The 20,799-nt window shown below is 62.3% G+C and carries 15 protein-coding genes and 3 pseudogenes; 12 read left to right on the top strand and 6 right to left on the bottom strand.

What is annotated here, in order from left to right; genetic code table 11:
- Positions 1-32 precede the first annotated feature (32 nt).
- The 3 genes and pseudogenes from CI805_RS12400 (at position 33) to CI805_RS12390 (ending at position 1,718) form a co-directional block, all read left to right on the top strand.
- On the top strand, positions 33-689 hold the full coding sequence (locus CI805_RS12400; protein WP_260923736.1) for a helix-turn-helix domain-containing protein: 657 nt from the start codon (positions 33-35) through the stop codon (positions 687-689).
- A gap of 130 nt (positions 690-819) precedes the next feature.
- Positions 820-1,155, top strand: a pseudogene (locus tag CI805_RS21120) (PAS domain-containing protein); the annotation flags it as partial.
- 123 nt (positions 1,156-1,278) lie between these two features.
- Positions 1,279-1,718 (top strand): annotated as a pseudogene (locus CI805_RS12390) (GGDEF domain-containing protein).
- A gap of 6 nt (positions 1,719-1,724) precedes the next feature.
- Here CI805_RS12390 and CI805_RS12385 read toward each other — a convergent pair.
- The 4 genes from CI805_RS12385 to CI805_RS12370 are packed head-to-tail and all read right to left on the bottom strand — an operon-like array spanning position 1,725 to position 5,204.
- The gene (locus CI805_RS12385) at positions 1,725-2,105 is read right to left on the bottom strand and encodes a VOC family protein (RefSeq protein WP_260923730.1); all 381 of its coding nucleotides are present in this window, start codon (positions 2,103-2,105) and stop codon (positions 1,725-1,727) included.
- Positions 2,102-3,148, bottom strand: coding sequence for a mechanosensitive ion channel family protein (locus CI805_RS12380; protein ID WP_260923728.1), 1,047 nt, complete (start codon positions 3,146-3,148; stop codon positions 2,102-2,104). Before CI805_RS12380 ends, CI805_RS12385 begins: the two co-directional genes overlap by 4 nt.
- 26 nt (positions 3,149-3,174) lie before the next feature.
- Positions 3,175-4,401: a cystathionine beta-lyase gene (gene metC / locus CI805_RS12375; protein WP_260923726.1), complete on the bottom strand. Its 1,227-nt coding sequence runs from the start codon at positions 4,399-4,401 to the stop codon at positions 3,175-3,177.
- A gap of 26 nt (positions 4,402-4,427) precedes the next feature.
- Positions 4,428-5,204 carry a hypothetical protein gene (locus CI805_RS12370; RefSeq protein ID WP_260923724.1) on the bottom strand — a complete coding sequence of 259 codons (777 nt, stop codon included), beginning with the start codon at positions 5,202-5,204 and terminating at the stop codon, positions 4,428-4,430.
- Between the two features lie 150 nt (positions 5,205-5,354).
- Between CI805_RS12370 and CI805_RS12365 the strand changes: the two genes are divergently transcribed.
- Complete coding sequence (locus CI805_RS12365; RefSeq protein WP_260923723.1) at positions 5,355-5,813, top strand: hypothetical protein; 459 nt, start codon at positions 5,355-5,357, stop codon at positions 5,811-5,813.
- A gap of 106 nt (positions 5,814-5,919) precedes the next feature.
- Complete coding sequence (queF, locus tag CI805_RS12360; protein ID WP_260923721.1) at positions 5,920-6,408, top strand: preQ(1) synthase; 489 nt, start codon at positions 5,920-5,922, stop codon at positions 6,406-6,408.
- A gap of 6 nt (positions 6,409-6,414) precedes the next feature.
- On the opposite strand, the gene CI805_RS12355 is transcribed toward queF, so the two are convergent.
- A complete protein-coding gene (locus CI805_RS12355) occupies positions 6,415-6,684 on the bottom strand; it encodes a hypothetical protein (protein ID WP_260923716.1) in 270 nt (89 codons plus the stop codon).
- Positions 6,685-6,836: 152 nt separating this feature from the next.
- On the opposite strand from CI805_RS12355, the gene CI805_RS12350 reads away from it, so the two are divergent.
- Both CI805_RS12350 and CI805_RS12345 read left to right on the top strand, forming a co-directional pair.
- Complete coding sequence (locus CI805_RS12350) at positions 6,837-8,432, top strand: carbon-nitrogen hydrolase family protein (RefSeq protein WP_260923715.1); 1,596 nt, start codon at positions 6,837-6,839, stop codon at positions 8,430-8,432.
- Positions 8,433-8,508: 76 nt separating this feature from the next.
- Positions 8,509-9,669: an acyl-CoA dehydrogenase family protein gene (locus tag CI805_RS12345; protein WP_260923714.1), complete on the top strand. Its 1,161-nt coding sequence runs from the start codon at positions 8,509-8,511 to the stop codon at positions 9,667-9,669.
- 7 nt (positions 9,670-9,676) lie between these two features.
- On the opposite strand, the gene CI805_RS12340 is transcribed toward CI805_RS12345, so the two are convergent.
- Positions 9,677-11,332 (bottom strand): alpha-amylase family glycosyl hydrolase, encoded by a 1,656-nt coding sequence (locus CI805_RS12340; RefSeq protein ID WP_260923713.1) that lies wholly within the window; start codon positions 11,330-11,332, stop codon positions 9,677-9,679.
- Between the two features lie 215 nt (positions 11,333-11,547).
- Between CI805_RS12340 and CI805_RS12335 the strand changes: the two are divergent.
- From CI805_RS12335 to glgX, 5 genes and pseudogenes are all read left to right on the top strand, one after another.
- Positions 11,548-13,987: pseudogene (locus tag CI805_RS12335) on the top strand (glycogen/starch/alpha-glucan phosphorylase).
- A complete protein-coding gene (gene glgB, locus CI805_RS12330; protein ID WP_260923711.1) occupies positions 13,984-16,158 on the top strand; it encodes a 1,4-alpha-glucan branching protein GlgB in 2,175 nt (724 codons plus the stop codon). Before CI805_RS12335 ends, glgB begins: the two are co-directional and overlap by 4 nt.
- A gap of 17 nt (positions 16,159-16,175) precedes the next feature.
- A complete protein-coding gene (gene glgC / locus CI805_RS12325; protein WP_260923709.1) occupies positions 16,176-17,438 on the top strand; it encodes a glucose-1-phosphate adenylyltransferase in 1,263 nt (420 codons plus the stop codon).
- A gap of 29 nt (positions 17,439-17,467) precedes the next feature.
- Positions 17,468-18,952 (top strand): glycogen synthase GlgA, encoded by a 1,485-nt coding sequence (glgA, locus tag CI805_RS12320; RefSeq protein WP_260923707.1) that lies wholly within the window; start codon positions 17,468-17,470, stop codon positions 18,950-18,952.
- Entirely contained in the window at positions 18,949-20,787 is a 1,839-nt protein-coding gene (glgX, locus tag CI805_RS12315) for a glycogen debranching protein GlgX (RefSeq protein WP_409934894.1), read from the top strand. Before glgA ends, glgX begins: the two co-directional genes overlap by 4 nt.
- Positions 20,788-20,799: the final 12 nt, after the last annotated feature.

The raw sequence follows: 20,799 nt of genomic DNA, 5'->3' as shown, positions 1-20,799 counted from the left end.
GGGTCTCTGTTCAGCGAACCTGGAGCGCAGACGTGGCCATCGATGCCCATTTTGAGGAGACACCCGGAGCGGCCCGCGCGCCACGCCGTCGGTTGCTGCTCGAAACCACGGGCGCAGCGGGGAGTACGGGCGCGCTGGTGCGTGTGCTCAACATTTCCGAAACCGGGGCTCTGCTGCAGACGGACACGATACTCGCGCCGGGCGAGACGATCGATGTGGATCTGCCGGAGGCAGGCTCCGTCGGTGCGCATGTCGTCTGGTCGGTGGATGATCTGTTCGGCTGCGCGTTCGCCCAAAGCTTGCCGCCCCATGTCCTGAGTGCGGTTCGCCTGCGCGCGCGGGCCGAGAGTGTCGGCTTGCCGGCAGGTTCGCAGACGGAAGGCGGTTTTGCCGAGCGCCTTTATCGCTTGCGTAAGGCGCGCGGATTGACGCAGGCGCAACTGGCTGCCGCGCTGGGCGTCAGCAAGCCGACCGTCTGGGCCTGGGAGCAGGGGCGGGCGAAGCCGGTGGCCGAAAGACTCGAAGGACTGGCCGCGGCGCTTGGCGTGACAACGGCGGATCTTCGACCCCGCCGCTCGATCTCCGGGATCGGTTCGGGCGTGGGCGAGGCGGTGGCGAAAGCCCGTGAAGATATCGCGCTCGCACTGGGCATTTCGCCCGAGCGGGTGCGCGTGATGATCGACCTGTAAAGTGCCTGACTTTCGCAAGGTGCCACGAAGTGGTATTATAAGCTATTGTTTCCAGTGCGTTAAATAACCCGATTAACACGTATTTTACGCCGTTATCTAACGTTTTGAGACTTTGACGGAAAAACCGCCCATGCCGATAACCATCACCGATCAGGAGACTTCGGCGCTCTACGGCATGCTGGCCGAGGGCGGGCCGGACATCATCCTCAAGATCGATGCGAGCGGCCATATCGTCGAGAGTTCGCCGGCGCTGGCGCGGCTGGTCGGCCAGTCGGGCGCCGCGAACGGGATCGAGACGTTGCCGGATCTCGTCGAACCCTCGCACCTTGCCCGCGTGGCTACCGCACTGGCCGAGGCGATTGCCGGGCGCGAGAGCGGCTGGGTCGAATTTCCCGCCGTCACCACCGATGCGCGCGAAAGCTGGTTCGAGATCCGCTGCCGCGCGCTCCACCGCAACGACGGCAAGGCCTGGGGCGCACTGGCGATCCTGCGCTCGGTGGACGAGCGCCGCGCGCTGCGCGACCAGCTGTTCGCCGCCACCTACAGCGATGCGCTGACCGGGCTCAGCAACCGCCGGGCCTTCGTCTCGATGCTGGAGCACATGCTCACGCGCGGGATCGAGGGCTGCGTTGCGCTGTTCGGGATCGATTTCTTCAAGGCGATCAACATGCGCTACGGGCAGGCGCGGGGGACGATGTGCTCTGCACGTTCGCCGATCTCCTGCGCGAGACCCTGCGCGAGGAAGACGTGATCTCGCGCATCGGCTCTGAGCGTTTCGCCGTGCTGCTTCCGCGCACCACGCCCGAAGCCGCGCGTGCGATCTGCGCCCGCGTGGTCTCGACGCTTTCGGAGCGGCACGAGGTGCTGGGCAACGATGGCCTGCGCCTGACCGCCAGCGGCGGCGTCGTGCGTATTGCCCAGAGCCTCGACAGCACGCTGGAGCGCGCCGAGATGGCGCTGTTCAGCGCCCGCGCCAAGGGCCGCAACCGGCTGGAGCCGGAGCGCGAGCTGCACCGCCAGACCAACTGAGCGCCCTTATTCTGGCGGCTGCCACAGCTCCAGCGCATGGCCTTCCGGGTCATGGATGCGCGCAAAGCGGCCCATCTCGGGCGAATCCCATTCCGGGTTGGTCGCCACGGCAATCCCGTCCGCCTGTAATTTCGCGATCAGCGCGTCGAGATCGGCGACCCGCAGGTTGAGCATCCACTGCCGCTCGGCAGGCCAGTAATCGGTATCGGCGGGGAAGGGCATGAACACCGTCGGCCCGGCTTGCTGCGCCCAGGGCTCGTAGCCGTCGCCTTCGGTATTGGGGCCGATGCCGAGATACTGGTGATACCACGCCGCCAGCGCCTCGGGATCGCGGGCGCGGAAGAACAGTCCGCCGATGCCAGTCACACCGATGCCGGTTACACTCATGATGCATCCTCTCCTGTGTCGCCCACGCCTTTACCCAGCCGCGCCAGCGCCTCCCGCACGATTGCGGTATCGCGCAAGTTGATGTCGCGCTGGGGCAGGGGCAGTTCGATGCCGTTCTCACGGAACAGCCGCCACAGCGTCTTGAGCGCGTCCGAGCGGACATTGCCCACGCCTTCCTCGGGATCGGTGATCCAGCAGTTGATGACGAAGCTGACGCCGTTGTCCACGAAACTGTCGAGCCACACCGTGGGGGGCGGGGTGACGAGCACGCGCTTCACCGATCGCGCCGCCTCCAGCATCAGGTCTTCGGCCTGCTGGATATCGGTGGTGTAGGAGACGACGACGGGGATCTGGATGCGCACGTTGCGGCTGGAATAGGACCAGTTCTCCACCTGATTGATCATCAGGTTTTCGTTGGGGATCAGGTATTCCTTCTGGTCGCGCGTGGTGAGCGAGACGGCGCGGATGCCGATACGGCGGATCTGCCCGAAGGTCAGCTTGCCGCCCTGATCGGTGATGCCGATGACGTCGCCCGGCTTGATGGACTTGTCCATCAGCAGGATGATCCCGGCGATCAGATTGCCGAAAGTCTTTTGCAGGCCGAAACCGATGGCAAGGCCGAACGCGCCGGAGAACACCGCGAAGGCGGTCAGATCGATCCCTGCCGCATCGACGCCGACAAGGATGGCGATGCTCCAGATCAGCAGGCTGACCAGCTTGTGCGCGAGCAGGCGCTGGCTGGCATCGAAGCGGGTCGCGCGTTCGATCAGGCGCTGCGAAACGCGGCTGGCGCTCCATGCCACCACGATCACCATGACCACGACGAAGATCACGACCGCCAGATCCCACACCGAGACGCGGCTGTGGCCGACCTGCACGGCGAGCGAATCGAGCGTATCGACCACGCCGCCGATGGCATGGCTCTTGGCCGAGACGGCATCGCGCAGGCCTTCGGCACCGCTGACCGAGGGGCCTGCGGCTTGGGAGATTGGCGCGCCGGTCGCGGCGGCGGCGGGCACCGCCGCAGGGGAGGTAACGGCCATGGGAAGTACCGTTACCCCCGCCACGATCAGGCCTGCTGCCAGGCGGTGAGCGCCTGTTCGATATCGGCGATCAGGTCCGCCGGGTCTTCAAGGCCGATGGTGAGGCGCACGCCGTGGCGCGCCTCGGCCAGATCGCTGCCGTCAACCGGCGGCCAGGTCATCACGCTGCGATAGCCCGCCGGATCGATGGGAATGGCCAGGCTCTCGAACCCGCCCCACGAATAGCCGATGCCGAAGAGGCCGAGCGCATCAATGAAGCGGTTGCGGTCCGCCATTGTCCCGCCCTTGAAGACGAAGCTGAACAGGCCGCAGCCGCCGATGAAATCGCGCTTCCACACATCGTGTCCGGGGGCGCCGGGCAGCATCGGGCAGAGCACTTGCGCCACTTCGGGGCGCTGCGCGAGCCATTCGGCAATCTTCAGCGCGCTGGCGGTTTCCTGCCGCAGCCGCACATCGAGCGTGCGCAGACCGCGCAGGGCGAGGGCGGCATCGTCGGGCGAGACCACGTTGCCCAGTTGCTGGGCACGGGCGCGCAGCTTGGCGTAAAGGTCCGCTCCGGCGCTGGCGCTGCCCATCATCAGGTCCGAATGGCCGCCGACATGCTTGGTCAGCGCCATCAGCGTGATGTCGATCCCGCGTTCGAGCGCGGGGAAGCCGAGCGAACTGGCCCAGGTGTTGTCGAGTACCGAGATCGCGCCCTTGTCGCGCGCGATCTTCGCCAGCAGCGGCAGGTCGCACATCTCCATCGAGAGGCTGCCGGGCGCTTCGAGCAGCACTGCGCGGGTGCGTTCGCAGAACAGGGCTTCGTAGCCTGCCACATCGAGCGGATCGAAATAGCGCGGCTCGATGCCGAAGTCGGTCAGCAGGCCCTTGCCCATCGCGCGGCTGGGATCGTAGGCGTTGTCGGTGATGAGCACGACGTCACCGGGCTTGAGGATCGTCAGCATCACGCCCGCGATGGCGGCAACGCCCGAGGGGTAGAGCACGGTGCCCGCGGCGCCCGGTTCCAGCGCGGTCAGCGCTTCGGCCAGTGCCCACTGCGTCGGCGCGCCGCGGCGGCCATAGAAGAAACGGCCATCCTCGTTATGGCGCGGCCCTTCGGCGAGCGCTGCGGTGTTTTCGTAAAGGTGCGTGCTGGCACGCCAGACCGGGGGATTGACCACCGGGCCGGTCCATTCCTTGCGTCGCCCGGCGTTGACGACTTTCGTTGCCGGACCGGCGCCTTCCAAACTCTTCGTATCGCTCAAGATCATCTCCGCTGTGTCGCGCGGAATTGAGCCTACCCGGTGGCGCGCACCGGGTCGAGGGGCATATGGCGGCTCGATTCCACCACTCTGGCGCCAAGCTGGCCGAAAGTCTGCGATCCGGTGTCGAGCCGCAGCGGGGCAACGCCGCTTTCGCTCTCGGTGCCCACGGTCAGCACCAGCCGCTGCCAGGTGCCGTCCGCCGCCACGTGGGCAAGGCGCAGCAGGGGCACGAGGAAGCGCGCCTGTCCGCGTTCGAGCGGGATCACGCGGTTGAGCGGCAACTGCACTTCGCAGCGCAGTTCGGCGGTTTCTCCCGGTGCGATGGCAGGCACGCTCCGGATCGCGAAAAGCTGCGCGGGGACGGGTGCCAGTTGCTGCTCGCGCCCCAGCGAGGCGTGGGCGGAGATCAGATCGCCCACCAGTTGCGAGGGCGCCATGTCCGCATCGGTCGGATTGCTGACCACCAGCCGGAACGAGAGCGTGGCATAGACGAGCGAGAGACGCAGCGAGAGCGGCTCGAACTCGAAGCGCGCGCCGCCCTCCTGCGCGATGGGCGTGGTGGCAGGCGGCGGGGGGCGACAGGTACGGGTGCGGGGGCTGCGACCGGGCGAGGGGGTGAGGCGGGCTCGGGAGCTGGCGCCGGGCGCGAAGGTGCGATGGGGGCAAGAGGAGGTGTTGGAACAGGCGACGGCGCGGGTTCCACGAAGGTCTCGGCGGGCTCGTCGTAGGTCACTTCGACGCGGCTGCGTCGACGCCAGATCAGTGCGCCGGCGATCGCCAGCACCGCGCCTGCGCCGACGAGCGGCCACAGCCAGGGTGTGGCGCTGCCAGTGGTCGGTGTGGAGGCGGTAGAAGGCGCTTGGGCCGGGTTAGACCCCGTTAGGGTCGGGTTAGACCCCGTTTGGGGCGGTTTAGCCTCGTCTTGAGAAATCGGGCTCGGAACGGGTTCCGGCGTGGGTGTGACCGAAGGTGAAGGTGTTGATGTTGTGGCACTTTCCGGCGCCGCAGTCGCCGTTGGACGCGGCGTGGGCGCCGGTTTTGGCGTCCGAGGCGCTGTTTCGGTTGGACGCGATGTAGCAACCGGCTTGGGCGGCGAAATGACCGTCGGTTTGGGGGTGGCAGCCGCGCTCGGAACGACCACTGGCGTTGCCGTTGAAGTGGGATCAACCTTTGGGCGAACAACCGGATTTTGGGCGTCCACCGGGCCTGATGCCTGCGGCGTCGCGCTGGTCTGCGGCGAGGGTTGCAGCGACCAGACCTGCGGATCGGAAGACTGCGCGAGTGCCGCCTGTCCGCTCACCACGCAAAGCGCTGTTCCGCAAAGAAAAACAGCACAACCCTGCGCAAAAAACCTGTCGCGACCCGAAACCATCACACCCCTCATTGCTCTCTTTTTAACCCCACCCATACCAGCCTGAACCGCCCGTGAATCCCGCATTGCCGCCATTTTTGAACACGACGGAATGGCAAGGAGCCGCGATTGACCGCTTGCCGCCGCGCGCCATTGCAGGCATGGCCTTAGGCATGGACGAGACAACCGACAAGACCGCACAGAACCCCGCCTCCGGCATGCCGCTGCATCTCGGGCAGCAGAGCGCACTTCCTGCCTCTCCCGAAGCGGCAGTGCTCGATTATGTGCCCAATCCGCGCGTGGGATCGCTCTACATGGTGCGCTTCGCCGCGCCGGAATTTACGTCGCTGTGCCCCGTCACCGGCCAACCCGATTTCGCGCATCTGGTGCTCGATTACGCACCTGGTGAGACCATCGTGGAATCGAAGTCTCTCAAGCTCTTCCTTGGCTCATTCCGCAATCACTGCGGTTTTCACGAGGATGTGACGGTAGGTATCGGGCAGCGCCTGTTCGACGAGATGAAGCCCAGGTGGCTGCGCATCGGAGGATACTGGTATCCGCGCGGGGGCATCCCCATCGACGTGTTCTGGCAGTCCGGCCCGGTGCCGGAAGGCTTGTGGGCACCCGATCAGGGCGTCGCCGGATATCGCGGTCGCGGCTGAGCGGGATCAATCGGCCGACGCGAAGCGGACGCCGTTCATCTTGTTGAGATCGACGGTGTTTTTGCCGATGGCGGCAAGCTGTTGGGCACTGAGGCACTGGGCATAGACGGTCGGATAGTCGGCCTTCAGCGCAGCCTCTGTCTCCAGCGCCGCATCGGTTTTGGCCGCGCAGGCCTCGCGGTTCTGGTAAGTCTCCGCCGCCATATTCAATCGCTGGCACGTTGTGCCGTCGTCCGAGCATCCGAACAGGGCCAGGGCGAAAAGGGTTGCACTCACTGTGTTTCTCCTTTCACCAAGGACAACGGAGGCAGAGGCCGGAAATATCCCGGTTTTCGCAGAAATTTTCAGCGGGCTTCCTATATCCGCCGGATATGACGTGAACCCGTGGCGCCGGGAACCTGCGCGCTGCCCGTGAGTATCAGGAACCCATGGACCAGACCAAAGCCAAGCTCATCATCCGCCCCGCCACTGTCTCTGACGTCGCCGCTATCGCGCGCCTGTCGGTGAAGGTGTATGGCAAGGCGGACGCCTTCACCCGCGCCGAATTGCGTGGCCAGATCATCAACTTTCCCGAAGGCCAGTTCGTGGCCGAATACGAAGGCAAGGTCGTGGGCCATTGCGCGACGATGATCGTCACGGCCGATCTCGCTTTCAAGCCGCACACCTGGGAGGAAATCTCCAACGGCGGCTATGGCCGGATTCCCGATCCCGAAGGCGATGTGCTCTATGGTTTCGAGGTCTGCGTGGACCCGGACTATCGCCGCCTGCGGATTGGTCAGCGCCTCTATCGCAAGCGCCGCGAGGTCTGTCAGTACTTCGAATTGAAGGGCATCGCCTTCGCGGGGCGCATGCCGGGCTATGCCCGCCGCCGCCGCCAGTATCCTACAGCAGCCGAATATCTTCAGGCGGTGAAGGACAAGAAGGTCCGCGATCAGGTCATCAATTTTCAGATGAACGAGGGATACGAACCGCGCGGTATCCTGCCCGACTATATCCCGGCTGACCGCGACAGTGGTGGCAATGCCGTGCTGATGTATTGGGCCAATCCGCTCGCCCCGCGCGACACCGGCAAGGCCGTTCCGGGCCTCAAGGAGCGGGTGCCTTCCAGCGTTCGCGTCGCAACCGTACAGTTCCAGATGCGCAAGATCGAGACGATCGACCAGTTCGAGGCGCAGGTCGAATACTGGATCGACGTAGCGGCGGACTATGAAAGCGACTTCGTGGTCTTCCCCGAGTTGTTCACGCTCGAACTGCTCTCGATCGAGGAAAGCAAGCTGGAGCCCGCCGCAGCCATCGAGAAGATCGCCGATTACACCGAGCGCTTTACAGAGTTCATGCAGCGCATGGCGGTGAGCTATAACATCAATATCATCGGTGGCTCGCACCCGACCCGCGTCAAGACCGGCAAGGGCAAGTCCGAGATCCGCAACATCGCCTATACCTTCCTGCGCGACGGTTCGGTCCACGAAACGCAGAAGCTTCACCCCACGCCGTCCGAGCGCAAGTGGTGGAACGTGCGCGGCGGCTACGGTGCGAACGTGATCCCGACCGACTGCGGGCCGATCGGCGTGATGATCTGTTATGACAGCGAATTCCCCGAACTGGCCCGTCACCTTGTCAATCAGGGGGCGCTGATGCTGTTCGTGCCGTTCTGCACGGACGAGCGTCGGGGCTATCTGCGGGTACGGTACTGCTGCCAGGCAAGGGCCGTGGAAAACCAGTGCTACGTCGTGACGTCGGGCGTCGTGGGCAATCTGCCGAACGTCGAGAACATGGATGTCCACTATGCCGAAAGCGCGATCCTGACGCCTTCGGATTTCCCGTTCGCGCGCGATGGCGTGGCGGCGGATACCGCTCCGAATACCGAGACGATCGCGATTGCCGATCTCAGCCTCGACGCGCTGTTGACCGCGCGGCAGTCGGGCGCTGTGCAGAACCTCAAGGATCGCCGCTTCGACCTCTATCGTATCGAATGGACGCAGCAGCAGGGTGATGCCGGATTGATCCCTTTGCCTTCGCAATAATCGTTCGCTCGCCAATGCATCCTTTGCGCCTGTGGGCAATCTTGTTAGATTGCCTCTAACGGAGAGGATAAAAGACATGACTGCTACGCCCGAGTTCGACTTCGCGCTCGGCGAGGCGGCGACGATGATCCGTGAGACCGTCGCCCGTTTCGCTGCCGACCGCATCGCGCCGATTGCTGCTGCCATTGATGCGGAAGATCGTTTTCCGCGAGAACTCTGGCCCGCGATGGGCGATCTCGGCCTGCACGGTATTACCGTGGAAGAGGAATGGGGTGGCGTCGGGCTCGGCTACCTTGAGCATGTCGTGGCGGTAGAAGAAGTCTCTCGTGCGTCGGCCTCGGTGGGCCTGTCCTACGGGGCGCATTCAAATCTGTGCGTCAACCAGATCCGCCGCTGGGCGAATGCCGATCAGAAAGCCAGGTATTTGCCCAAACTGATTTCCGGTGAGCATCTCGGCAGTCTGGCCATGTCGGAGGTCGGAGCGGGTTCGGACGTCGTAGGCATGAAGCTGCGGGCAGAGGCCGTCACAGGGGGCTTCCGGCTCAACGGCAGCAAGTTCTGGATCACCAACGGGACTTATGCCGATGTGCTGGTGGTCTATGCCGTGACCGATCCGGCTGCGGGCTCAAGAGGGATTACGGCGTTCCTGATCGAGAAAGGAATGGCCGGGTTTTCGGTCGGACAGACGATCGACAAGCTGGGGATGCGCGGCTCACCCACCTGCGAACTTGTGTTTCAGGACTGTTTCGTGCCGGAAGGGCAGATCATGGGCACGCTCCATGGCGGGGTGAAAGTGCTGATGAGCGGGCTCGATTATGAACGCGTTGTGCTGGCAGGCCTGCAGATCGGCATCATGCAGGCCTGCCTCGACACGGTGATCCCCTATGTGCGCGAGCGGCGGCAGTTCGGGCAGGCGATCGGTGCATTCCAGCTTATGCAGGCGAAAGTTGCGGACATGTACGTCGCGCTGCAATCGGCGCGGGCCTATGTCTATGCGGTCGCGCGGGCTTGCGATGCCGGGCGGACCACCCGCTTCGATGCGGCAGGCGCGATCCTGCTGGCAAGCGAGAATGCCTTTCGCGTTGCCGGAGAGGCCGTGCAGGCCCTTGGCGGCGCGGGGTACACGAAGGACTGGCCGGTCGAACGTTACCTGCGCGATGCCAAGCTGCTCGACATTGGCGCAGGAACGAACGAAATCCGTCGCATGCTGATCGGCCGCGAACTGATCGGGGCTTGAGCAGCGGCTACTTCACCTCAAGGTAGATCGCACCGTAGGGAGGGAGGGCGCGCCGATGTGCGCCGTTCACGGCGAACAGGACTTCGCCCTCGGGCAGTTCCGGTGACTGCTCGGCAGAGCCAAGGTTGAACACGCAAAGCACGCGGCGTGCGACGCCATTTTCGTGCCAGGCACGTTCGAAACGAAGAATGTCGCCCTCTGCCACGCAATGCTCGATCCGACCGAGCCGCAAGGCCGGGGTGGCTTTTCTCAAGGCCAGCAGCGCGCGGGTGAAGTGCAGCATCGAGCCGGGATCGCGTTCCTGCACCTCCACCGCGCGCCCGAGGTTCCCTGTCGAAAGGGGAAGCCATGGCGTGCCGGTAGTGAAGCCGCCGCGCGGTTCTTCGCGCCAGGGCATCGGGGTGCGGGCTCCGTCGCGCGAAAGCGTGAGCGGCCAGTTGGCGATGGCCTCGGGATCGCGAAGCTGTTCGAAAGGAATTTCGTCCTGTTCGAGTGCAAGCTCCTCACCCTGATAGAGGATGGCGTTGCCTCGAAGGGCAAGCAGAAGCGCCATTTTCAGCCGGGCGAAGGCGTGGCGGTCTGTGGCGGTGGCCCAGCGCGAAATGGCGCGGGGGGCATCGTGGTTCTCGAAGGCAAAGCTCGGCCAGCCTCCCACGGCGCCGGTTGTCGGATCGCTTACGTCCTGCCAGCGGGCAATGGCATCGGCTACGTAAGCGGCTGTCAGTTCGGGTAAGTACAGGAAATCGAAGCCGTAAGCGCTGTTCAGGCGGTGCGATCCGGCGGTGTAGAGACGACGGTCTCGTTGCGGATCGTCGCCGCCGATCTCTGCGACCGTATGAATGGCGCCGAACTCGTCGCAGACGCGGCGCAGGCGTTCCACGAAATAGACCATATCAGGGTGTGACTGGCTGAAGGTCTTGAGCTGAAAGTCGGCCGAGCGCGTTCGGGGGCGGCCATCGTCAGGTGCTGGCGGATTGTCGCGCAACTGGGGGTCGTGCATCGCGTGGTTCAGCGCATCGAGCCGGAACCCGTCGACCCCGCGCGCGAGCCAGAAGCGGGCGACCTCCAGTACCGCGTCTTGCACTGCCGGATTGTGCATGTTGAGCTGCGGCTGCTCCTTCAGGAACGTATGCATGTAATACTGGCGGCGTCGCGCATCCCAGGTCCAGGCAGGCCCGCCAAACACCGACTGCCAGTTGCAGGGTGGCGTGCCATCCGGCTTGGGATCTTCCCAGACGTACCATTCGGCGCGGGGATTGGCGCGCGAGCTGCGACTTTCCGCAAACCAGGGGTGCAGATCCGATGTATGGGCATAGACCTGATCGACAATCACCTTGAGCCCGAGGTCATGGGCGCGAGCAATCAGGGCATCGAAATCCGCAAGCGTCCCGAAGATCGGATCGATGTCGCAGTAGTCCGAGACATCATAGCCGAAATCCCGCATCGGCGAGGTGAAGAACGGAGAAATCCAGATGGCATCCGCGCCCAGATTTGCAACGTGCTCCAGCGCTTGCGTGATGCCCGCAAGGTCGCCCACGCCATCGTCATTGGTGTCGAGGAAACTGCGCGGATAGATCTGATAGATGACCGCACCGCGCCACCAAGGCGCCTGCGTATCGATCGCGAACGAGGTGTCGAGCGGGGCAGGATGGTTATCGGCCATATTCGCCTTTCGCATGAGGGGCGGTCACGGTGTCAGCCGGTGGTATCACACGGTTGCTGCGCGTGAATGAAATTCTTGCGGCAATGCACAATCCCGCTTGCCGCGACGCAGCGCTGTGATAGCCATGGGGACAGGACCGGAGCGTCGGTTTCCGTAGGGCTTTTCAAGGCCCTCGGCAGGGCTCTCGCGGCTTCGTGACAGATCAGGAGTGGACCTTGGCAAGCAAGCCTGAAACCGAGCCTGCACCCGCGGCAAAGGCCGTGTCCCCCGAAGAGTTCGATGCCCATATCGTGGATGTCTTGCGGCATCGTGTCGGCAAGGACGAACGCGCGGCACGCCAGCATGATTGGTATACCGCCTCGATCCTGACCGTGCGTGACGCGATCATCGATCGCTGGTTCGAATCGACGCGGCGCACCTACGATGCACGGGGCAAGCGGGTCTACTATCTCTCGATGGAGTTCCTGATCGGGCGCCTTCTGCGCGATGCGCTGGCCAATATGGGTATGACGCGCGACATGGAGACGGCCCTGCGCAGTCATGGTCTGGATCTTGCCGCGCTGGAAGAGATCGAGCCCGATGCAGCGCTGGGCAACGGCGGCCTCGGACGTCTGGCCGCCTGCTTCATGGAGAGCCTCGCCAGTCTCGACATTCCGGCTTACGGCTATGGCATTCGTTATGTGAATGGCATGTTCCGCCAGCGCATCGACGATGGCTGGCAGGTGGAATTGCCCGAAACCTGGCTCGCGCACGGCAACCCGTGGGAGTTCGATCGCCTCGAAAGCGCCTATCGGATCGGCTTCGGGGTGAGGTCGTTTCCGACGGCGAGGGCGTGGTCTGGCATCCGGCAGAGGAGGTCGAGGCCAGCGCGGTCGATACGCCGGTCGTCGGCTGGCGTGGCAAGCGCGTCAATACGCTGCGGCTGTGGACTGCGGCGCCGCTTGATCCGTTGCGCCTCGATGCCTTCAACGCGGGCGATCACTTTGGCGCGCTGGCCGAGCAGGTGCGCGCCGACAGTCTCGTGCGCGTGCTCTACCCGGCGGACTCCAGCGCGGCAGGGCAGGAACTTCGCCTGCGGCAGGAGTATTTCTTCACGGCTGCGTCGGTTCAGGATATCGTGCGTCGCCACGTCCAGTACGAAGGCGATATCCGCACGCTGCCGGAAAAGGCGGCGATCCAGCTTAATGACACGCACCCCTCCGTGGCGGTCGCCGAACTGATGCGCCTGCTGGTCGATGCCCATGGGCTGGAGTTCAACGAGGCGTGGGATATCTGCCGCGCCACCGTATCCTACACCAATCATACGCTGCTGCCCGAAGCGCTCGAATCCTGGCCATTGCCGCTGTTTGAGCGATTGCTGCCGCGTCACATGCAGATCATTTACGCGATCAACAGCCGTGTCCTGCGTGAGGCGCGCAAGGCGGGGTGTGACGATGCCCGGATCGCTGCGATCTCGCTGATCGATGAGGCAGGTGAACGGCGTGTGCGCATGGCCAATCTGGCTTTCGTTGGGGCGCATTCGGTGAACGGCGTTGCAGCGCTGCACACCGAACTGATGAAGGAGACGGTCTTCGCCGATCTCCATGCCCTGTATCCGGACCGTATCAACAACAAGACGAACGGCGTCACTCCGCGCCGCTGGTTGCAGCAGTGCAATCCGGGGCTGACGAAGGTGATCCGCGAGGCGATCGGTGATGGCTTTCTCGACGATGCCTCGAAGCTCTCGGACCTGAATGCCTTTGCCGGGGACGTTCAGTTCGGTGAGCGGGTCGCTGAGGTGAAGCGAGCCAACAAGGTGGCGCTGGCCGATCACATCAAGCGGACGATGGGCATCCGCCTCGATCCAGATGCGTTGTTCGACGTACAGATCAAGCGCATTCACGAATACAAGCGGCAACTGCTGAACCTGATCGAGACCGTCGCGCTCTACGACCAGATCCGCAGCCACCCCGAGCGCGACTGGGTGCCGCGCGTAAAGATCTTCGCTGGCAAGGCTGCACCGAGCTATCATAACGCCAAGCTGGTCATCAAACTGACCAACGACATCGCACGGCGTATCAACTCTGATCCCTCGGTCGGCGGATTGCTGAAAGTCGTGTTCGTTCCGAACTATAACGTCAGCCTTGCCGAACGGATCATTCCGGCGGCTGACCTTTCGGAGCAGATTTCGACGGCGGGTATGGAAGCCTCGGGCACCGGCAACATGAAGTTCGCGCTCAACGGGGCGCTGACCATCGGCACGCTCGACGGAGCCAATGTCGAGATCAAGGATCACGTGGGTGACGAGAATATCGTGATCTTCGGGCTTACCGCAGAGGAAGTCGCTGCCAAGCGCGCAGATGGCTATAACCCGCGGGAAGTGATAGAGAATTCGCGCGAACTGGCACAGGCGCTTGCCGCCATTTCATCCGGAGTGTTTTCCCATGACGATCCCGGTCGTTATGCGGGCCTGATGGGGGCATCTATGACCATGACTGGTTCATGTGTGCCGCTGACTTTGATGCTTATGCTGCTGCGCAGCGCCGCGTTGATGCCTGGTGGGACGATCGTGCAGCCTGGCGTTCTGCGGCGATCAGGAACATTGCGAATGTCGGATGGTTCTCGTCAGACCGCACCATCGCGGAATACGCGAGAGACATCTGGAAGGTCCTTTGAAGCCCCCTGTGAATGCTCTTGATGCGTTGCTGGCCGGGCAGAACGCGGATCCCTTTGCCTTGCTCGGATTGCATGAGGGGCCGGAGGGAACGTTTGCACGGGCTATTCTGCCCGGTGCCGAAAGGGCGGAGGCGTTCTCGCTCGACGGGCGCTGGATCGGCACGCTGGGCCTCATTGATGGCAAAGGGCTATTTGAAGGGCGGCTGATGTGCAAGCCGCAGCCGATCCGCTATCGTTGTAGTGCGCAAGGGCACGAATGGCTTGTGACGGACCCCTATACCTTCGGCCCGGTTCTGGGACCGATGGACGACCTACTGATCGCGCAGGGCACGCACTTTCGGTTGTACGACAAGCTTGGCGCGCACCTGATCGAGCACGAAGGCGCACATGGCGTGCATTTCGCGGTATGGGCGCCCAATGCCCGACTTGTCGGTGTGGTTGGTGATTTCAATGACTGGAATCCTGGTCGCCACGTCATGCGATTGCGCAAGGATATTGGAGTTTGGGAAATCTTCCTGCCCGATATCGCCGATTACCGGGCGTACAAGTATCACATCGTTAGCGAAGACGGGGTCGTACAGCCGCTCAAGGCGGACCCGTTCGCATTCCGCGCAGAAATTCGGCCCGCCAATGCCTCGCTTACGGCGCGCCCTGCCGAGCTCGACTGGGGAGATGAGGCGCATCTCTCACACTGGGCCTCCACGGACCCACGGTGTGCTCCCGTTTCTATCTATGAGGTTCATGCCGGATCATGGCAGCGTGACAGGTGGAACTGGTTTCTGACCTGGGACGAACTGGCCGAGCAGTTGATACCCTACGTCGTCGAGATGGGGTTTACGCATATCGAGTTCTTGCCGATCTCGGAGCATCCCTACGACCCTTCATGGGGCTATCAGACGACAGGCCTGTTCGCACCGAGTTCGCGCTTTGGCGAACCGGCCGGATTTGCTCGGTTCGTCGATGGTGCCCATCGTGCAGGGATTGGCGTAATTCTTGACTGGGTTCCTGCCCATTTCCCTACCGATGAGCATGGCCTTGTGCGGTTCGACGGCACCGCGCTTTACGAGCATGAAGACCCCAAACAGGGCTATCATCCTGACTGGAACACACTGATCTACAATTTCGGACGGCGTGAAGTGGCGAGTTTTCTCGTCAACAATGCGTTGTTCTGGGCAGAGCGCTATCATGTGGATGGCCTGCGCGTCGATGCGGTCGCCTCGATGCTTTATCGCGATTATTCGCGAAAGGACGGCGAGTGGATACCCAACGAGCAGGGTGGTCGTGAGAATTGGGAGGCGGTGGATTTCCTGCGCGCGGTCAACAAGGAACTCTACGCCCAGAATCCTGGTTTCATGACCATCGCCGAGGAATCGACTGCGTGGCCGGGCGTTACCCAGCCTGCGTATGATGCGCAGGAAGGCAAGCGGCCAACGGCCCTCGGCTTCGGATTCAAGTGGAACATGGGCTTCATGCATGACACGTTGCGCTACATGGGGCGTGACGCGGTGCACCGTCGCTTTCATCACGAGGACATCACGTTCGGGCTGACCTATGCATTCTCGGAAAACTATGTTCTCGCCCTGAGCCATGATGAAGTGGTCCACGGCAAAGGCTCGCTGCTCTCCAAGATGAGCGGGGATGACTGGCAGAAGTTCGCAAACCTGCGGGCCTACTATGCGCTGATGTGGGGGTATCCCGGCAAGAAGTTGCTGTTCATGGGGCAGGAATTCGCGCAGCGCCGGGAATGGAGCGAAGATCGCGCACTGGATTGGGAACTGCGTGCGGCGCCTGCCCACGAAGGGGTGCGCAATCTGGTGCGCGATCTCAACCGGGTCTACCGTAGCAAGCCTGCGCTGCACGGGGCGGATTGTGAAGGTGAGGGCTTCGAGTGGCTGATCGTCGATGACAGCGACAACTCGGTCTTTGCCTGGCTGCGCAAGGCGCCAGCGGCGAAGCCGATTGCGGTGATCTCGAATATGACGCCAGCGACGCGCACCGGCTATCGTATCCCGTTGCCGTTTGCTGGCAAATGGAATGAAATACTTAACTCCGACTCACCGTATTACGGTGGATCGGGGAAGGGCAATCTCGGTCAGGTGAAGGCCGAGGACGGATTTGCGATAATAACCTTGCCACCGCTATCGACGCTGATGTTCGAATATGCGGGATAACCGGAGAGAAAAAGAGGATGCGCACTCCCACTGGCCAGCCGCTTGCCCGCGATGCCATGGCCTATGTCCTTGCCGGAGGGCGCGGTAGTCGTCTCAAGGAGTTGACCGATAACCGCGCAAAACCGGCGGTCTATTTTGGCGGGGTCAGCCGCATCATCGATTTCGCGCTTTCGAATGCGATCAATTCCGGCATCCGCCGGATCGGCGTCGCCACGCAATACAAGGCGCATAGCCTGATCCGGCATATGAACCGCGCGTGGAACTTCATGCGCCCCGAACGCAACGAGAGCTTTGATATCCTTCCAGCCAGCCAGCGTATCTCTGAATTGCTGTGGTATGAGGGGACAGCCGATGCAGTATACCAGAACATCGATATCATCGCTGTACATGCCCCCAAGTACATGGTGATCCTTGCAGGTGATCACATCTACAAGATGGATTATGAGTTGATGCTGCAGCAGCACGTCAATTCGGGCGCGGATGTAACCGTCGGGTGCCTTGTCGTGCCGCGTGAGGATGCGACGGCATTCGGGGTGATGCACGTCGACGAAAACGACGTGATAACCTCGTTCCTCGAAAAGCCTGCCGATCCCCCCGCGATTCCGGGGGATACCGATCATGCTTTGGCGTCCATGGGTATCTATGTGTTCGAGACCGAGTTTCTGTTCGAGCAGTTGCGCCGAGATGCAGCAGATCCAGACAGCAGGCGAGACTTTGGCGGTGACGTGATCCCTTACATCGTCAAGCACGGGAAGGCGGTAGCACATCGCTTCACCAATTCCTGCATCCGTGCCTCGGACGAGATTGAGGAATACTGGCGGGACGTCGGTACTGTGGATGCTTATTTCGAGGCGAACATCGATCTCACTGATACCGTCCCCAAGCTCAACATGTACGATCGCGACTGGCCAATTTGGACGGACACGGTCGTGGCGGCACCTGCCAAATTCGTGCATGACGAGGACGGGCGGCGTGGCCAGGCAATCTCCTCGCTCATCAGCCAGGACTGCATTGTATCGGGTGCAATGGCCCGTCGATCGCTGCTGTTTACTGGTGTGAAGATGGGGTCATGGTCGGAAGTAAGTGAGGCAGTGATTCTGCCGTACTGTAACATCGGTCGCCATGCTCGGCTCAGTAGAGTTATTATCGACTCTGGCGTCCGTATTCCCGAAGGTCTGATTGTGGGCGAAGACCCCGAACTTGACGCAAGGCGTTTCCGACGTACCGACAACGGCGTCTGCCTTATCACCAAGCAGATGATCGCGCGCCTCGAAGCCTGACGACGGCGCACGCTGAAGGGAATGTGTCGATGCCGCTCAAGGTTCTCTCGGTCGCTTCCGAGGCAGTTCCAATCGTCAAGACAGGTGGGTTGGCCGATGTTGTGGGGGCTTTGCCGCAGGCCTTGATGCCGCATGGCGTTGAGGTGACGACGTTGATGCCCGGTTATCCTGCCGTCCTTGCCTCACTCGGCCGCAGCAAGACCGTGCATGTGTGGGACTCCTTGCTGGGAACTCCGGCGCGTCTCCTGTCGGCAAAGGTTGACGGGCACGCTCTATTGGTTCTCGACGCGCCGGGTCTGTATGTACGGGAAGGCAAACCGTATTCCGATTCGGCCGGGCATGACTGGAGCGATAACTGGCAGCGCTTTGCCGCGCTCGGGAGGGCCGCAGCAGACATCGCGGGTGGGGCGATCCAGCGGCGTGGCAAAACAGCGGTGTTCGATCTCGTCCATGCGCACGATTGGCAAGGGGCGATGGCGTGTGCATACCTTCGTTGGGCGCCGTTCATCGATGGGCAGAGAATTCCTTCGATCGTCACGATCCACAACATCGCCTTTCAGGGCTGGTTCGGTGCCGAGGTCTTTCCACGATTGGGACTGCCGGAGACTGCGTGGTCCATTGACGGCATCGAATATCATGGCGGTATCAGCCTGCTGAAGGCTGGGCTCGTTACCGCTGATGCGATCACCACTGTCAGCCCGACGTATGCACGCGAGATAGAGAGTCCCGAGTTCGGCATGGGTCTGGAAGGGGTGGTTCGCGCGCGCCGGGGGGACGTCAGCGGTATTCTCAACGGGATCGATGCAGCCGTATGGGGGCCAGAACACGACCCTAACCTCAAGCATGCTTTCAGTGCTCGCTCGCTTGCAAAACGAGTGGAAAACAAACGTGCGTTGGAAATCGAGTTTGGGTTGGATGCGGGCGAGGGCGCGCGCGCGGGAGGCCCTATATTCATCGTCGTGAGCCGGCTTACCTGGCAGAAAGGCATGGATGTACTGGTTGAAGTGATCGACCATCTGGTCGGCATGGGAGCGCGGCTTGCCGTGCTGGGGTCTGGCGATGCAGGTTACGAAATGGCTCTCCAGCAGGCGGCAGAGCGTCACCCCGGCCGGGTCGGCATTCGGATAGGGTATAATGAGGCTTTGTCTCATCGCATGCAGGGCGGCGGTGATGCGATACTCTTGCCGTCACGTTTCGAGCCTTGCGGTCTGACACAACTGTACGGCCTGGCTTATGGCTGCGTTCCTGTGGTTGCACGTACCGGCGGTCTTGCCGATACGGTGATTGATGCTAACCCTGCCGCGCTTGCTGCCGGTGTCGCGACCGGCATCCAGCACGATGGGGTCAATTATTATGCGCTGGCAGCGGCTGTTACCCGTGCCAGCGAACTCTATAACGACGAAGAACAGTGGGGACGGATGCAGCGTAATGGCATGAAGGCGGACTTTTCCTGGGCGTCGAGCGGCAGTGCTTACGCTGATCTGTATCGCCGGCTGGTCGCGAGCGTAGCGTGACGTTGCGATTGGGGGGCCATATCGAGGGCGATCGAACACACTTTGCCGTGCGTTCCCCACTTGCGAAACAGGTATGGCTGTGCCTCTTCGATAAGGAGGGCATGGAAACGCGCTACCCGATGGTGCGGGCGGACGATAACTGGAGCCTTGAACTGCCTGGCAGGCTTGACGGCCAGCATTATGGTTATCGCGCGGATGGGGAATGGAATCCCCAAGCAGGGCGGTGGTTCGATGCCGCGAAGCTTCTGGTGGACCCGTATGCTCGGGAACTCGATCGTCGATTTGAACAGAATGCCCGTCTCGGGTGGTTCGGTGAAGAGACGGCGGATATTGTACCTCGTGCGATCGTTCGCGCACCCGTCGACCAGCAGCCAGCACAGAAGCCAATTTTCTCGGTCGGCGGGCTGATCTACGAGGTCAACGTCCGCGGCTTCACGATCCAGCACCCGGAAGTTCCTGAAGCGATTCGGGGTACTGTTGCGGCACTTGCAACCCCGCCAGTGATCGAACATCTCAAGCGCTTGCATGTGACTGCGGTCGAATTGATGCCTATCGTGGCGTGGATCGACGAGCGGCATTTGCCACCGCTCGGCCTGCGCAACGGCTGGGGGTACAATCCTGTCGCGCCAATGGCCTTGGATCCGGGGCTGTGTCCTGGCGGCGTACAGGAACTGCGGGAAACCGTCGCCGCGCTGCATGAGGCTGGAATCGGCGTGTTGCTTGACCTGGTGTTTAACCACACAGGGGAGAGCGATGTGTTCGGCGGGACCATCTGCCTCCGAGGACTGGATGCGGCCGCTTATGCGGCGGCACCCGACGGGATGCTTCTCAACGACACAGGCTGCGGCAACACTCTGGATTTCGCTCGGCCGTCTGTTCGCCAATTGACGCTCGACAGTTTACGTCACTTTGTGACCGCATGCGGTGTCGATGGTTTCCGCTTTGATCTTGCTCCCGTTCTGGCGCGTGGACCTGGCTTTGCTGTGAATGCACCGATCTTTGCGGACATAGCAAACGATGTGATCTTGGCAGACCGCGTGATGATCGCCGAGCCCTGGGACATCGGACCGGGCGGCTATCAGCTAGGCAATTTCCCGTCGCACTGGCTCGAATGGAACGACAGATTTCGGGATGATGTGCGCCGTTTCTGGCGAGGTGACGAAGGTATCGGTGTGCTGGCTACGCGCCTTGCCGGTTCGTCAGATGTATTCGGCCCCAGTGCACCTGGAAAACCCTGCCGCTCGGTTAATTTCCTTGCTGCACATGATGGTTTTACGCTGGCAGATTGCGTCGCTTATGCCTCTCGTCACAACGAGTTGAATGGTGAGAGTAACCTTGACGGGCATCGCGAGAACTATAGCTGGAACAATGGTGTTGAAGGCGTCAGCGCTGATTTGCAGGTGCTTGAGGCTCGTCAGGCAGATCTAAAGGCATTGTTGGCAACGCTTTTCGGGTCTGTGGGGACGATTATGCTTACAGCAGGAGACGAGTTCGGGCGTACTCAGGAAGGTAATAACAACGCCTACTGCCAGGATAATCCGATTGGTTGGGTCGATTGGCATGGCCGTGACAGGGGCCTTGAGGGGTGGGTTTTTGATCTTGCCGCCCGGCGAGCGGGTAGCCTGGAGGGCTTTGTCTCGTTACCCTATTCGGTCTCATGGCTGCGTCCGGAAGGTGCGGTTATGTTGATGTCCGACTGGGAGGATGCGACCGCAGATGGAGTTCGTTTCGAGCGTCAGTTCGCAGATGAAAAGTCCGGCAAGGAGCGCAGGATAACTATCGCAGTCCGGCGCCAGCAGCGCTATGCCGACATGGATATTCGTGACTTGAATTGACGGTTAGGGCTG

The organism is Novosphingobium sp. 9, assembly GCF_025340265.1.
In the GTDB taxonomy this organism is placed as follows: domain Bacteria; phylum Pseudomonadota; class Alphaproteobacteria; order Sphingomonadales; family Sphingomonadaceae; genus Novosphingobium.
Note: the sequence above shows the minus strand (reverse complement) of the source record. Positions and strands in the feature narration are given on the sequence as shown.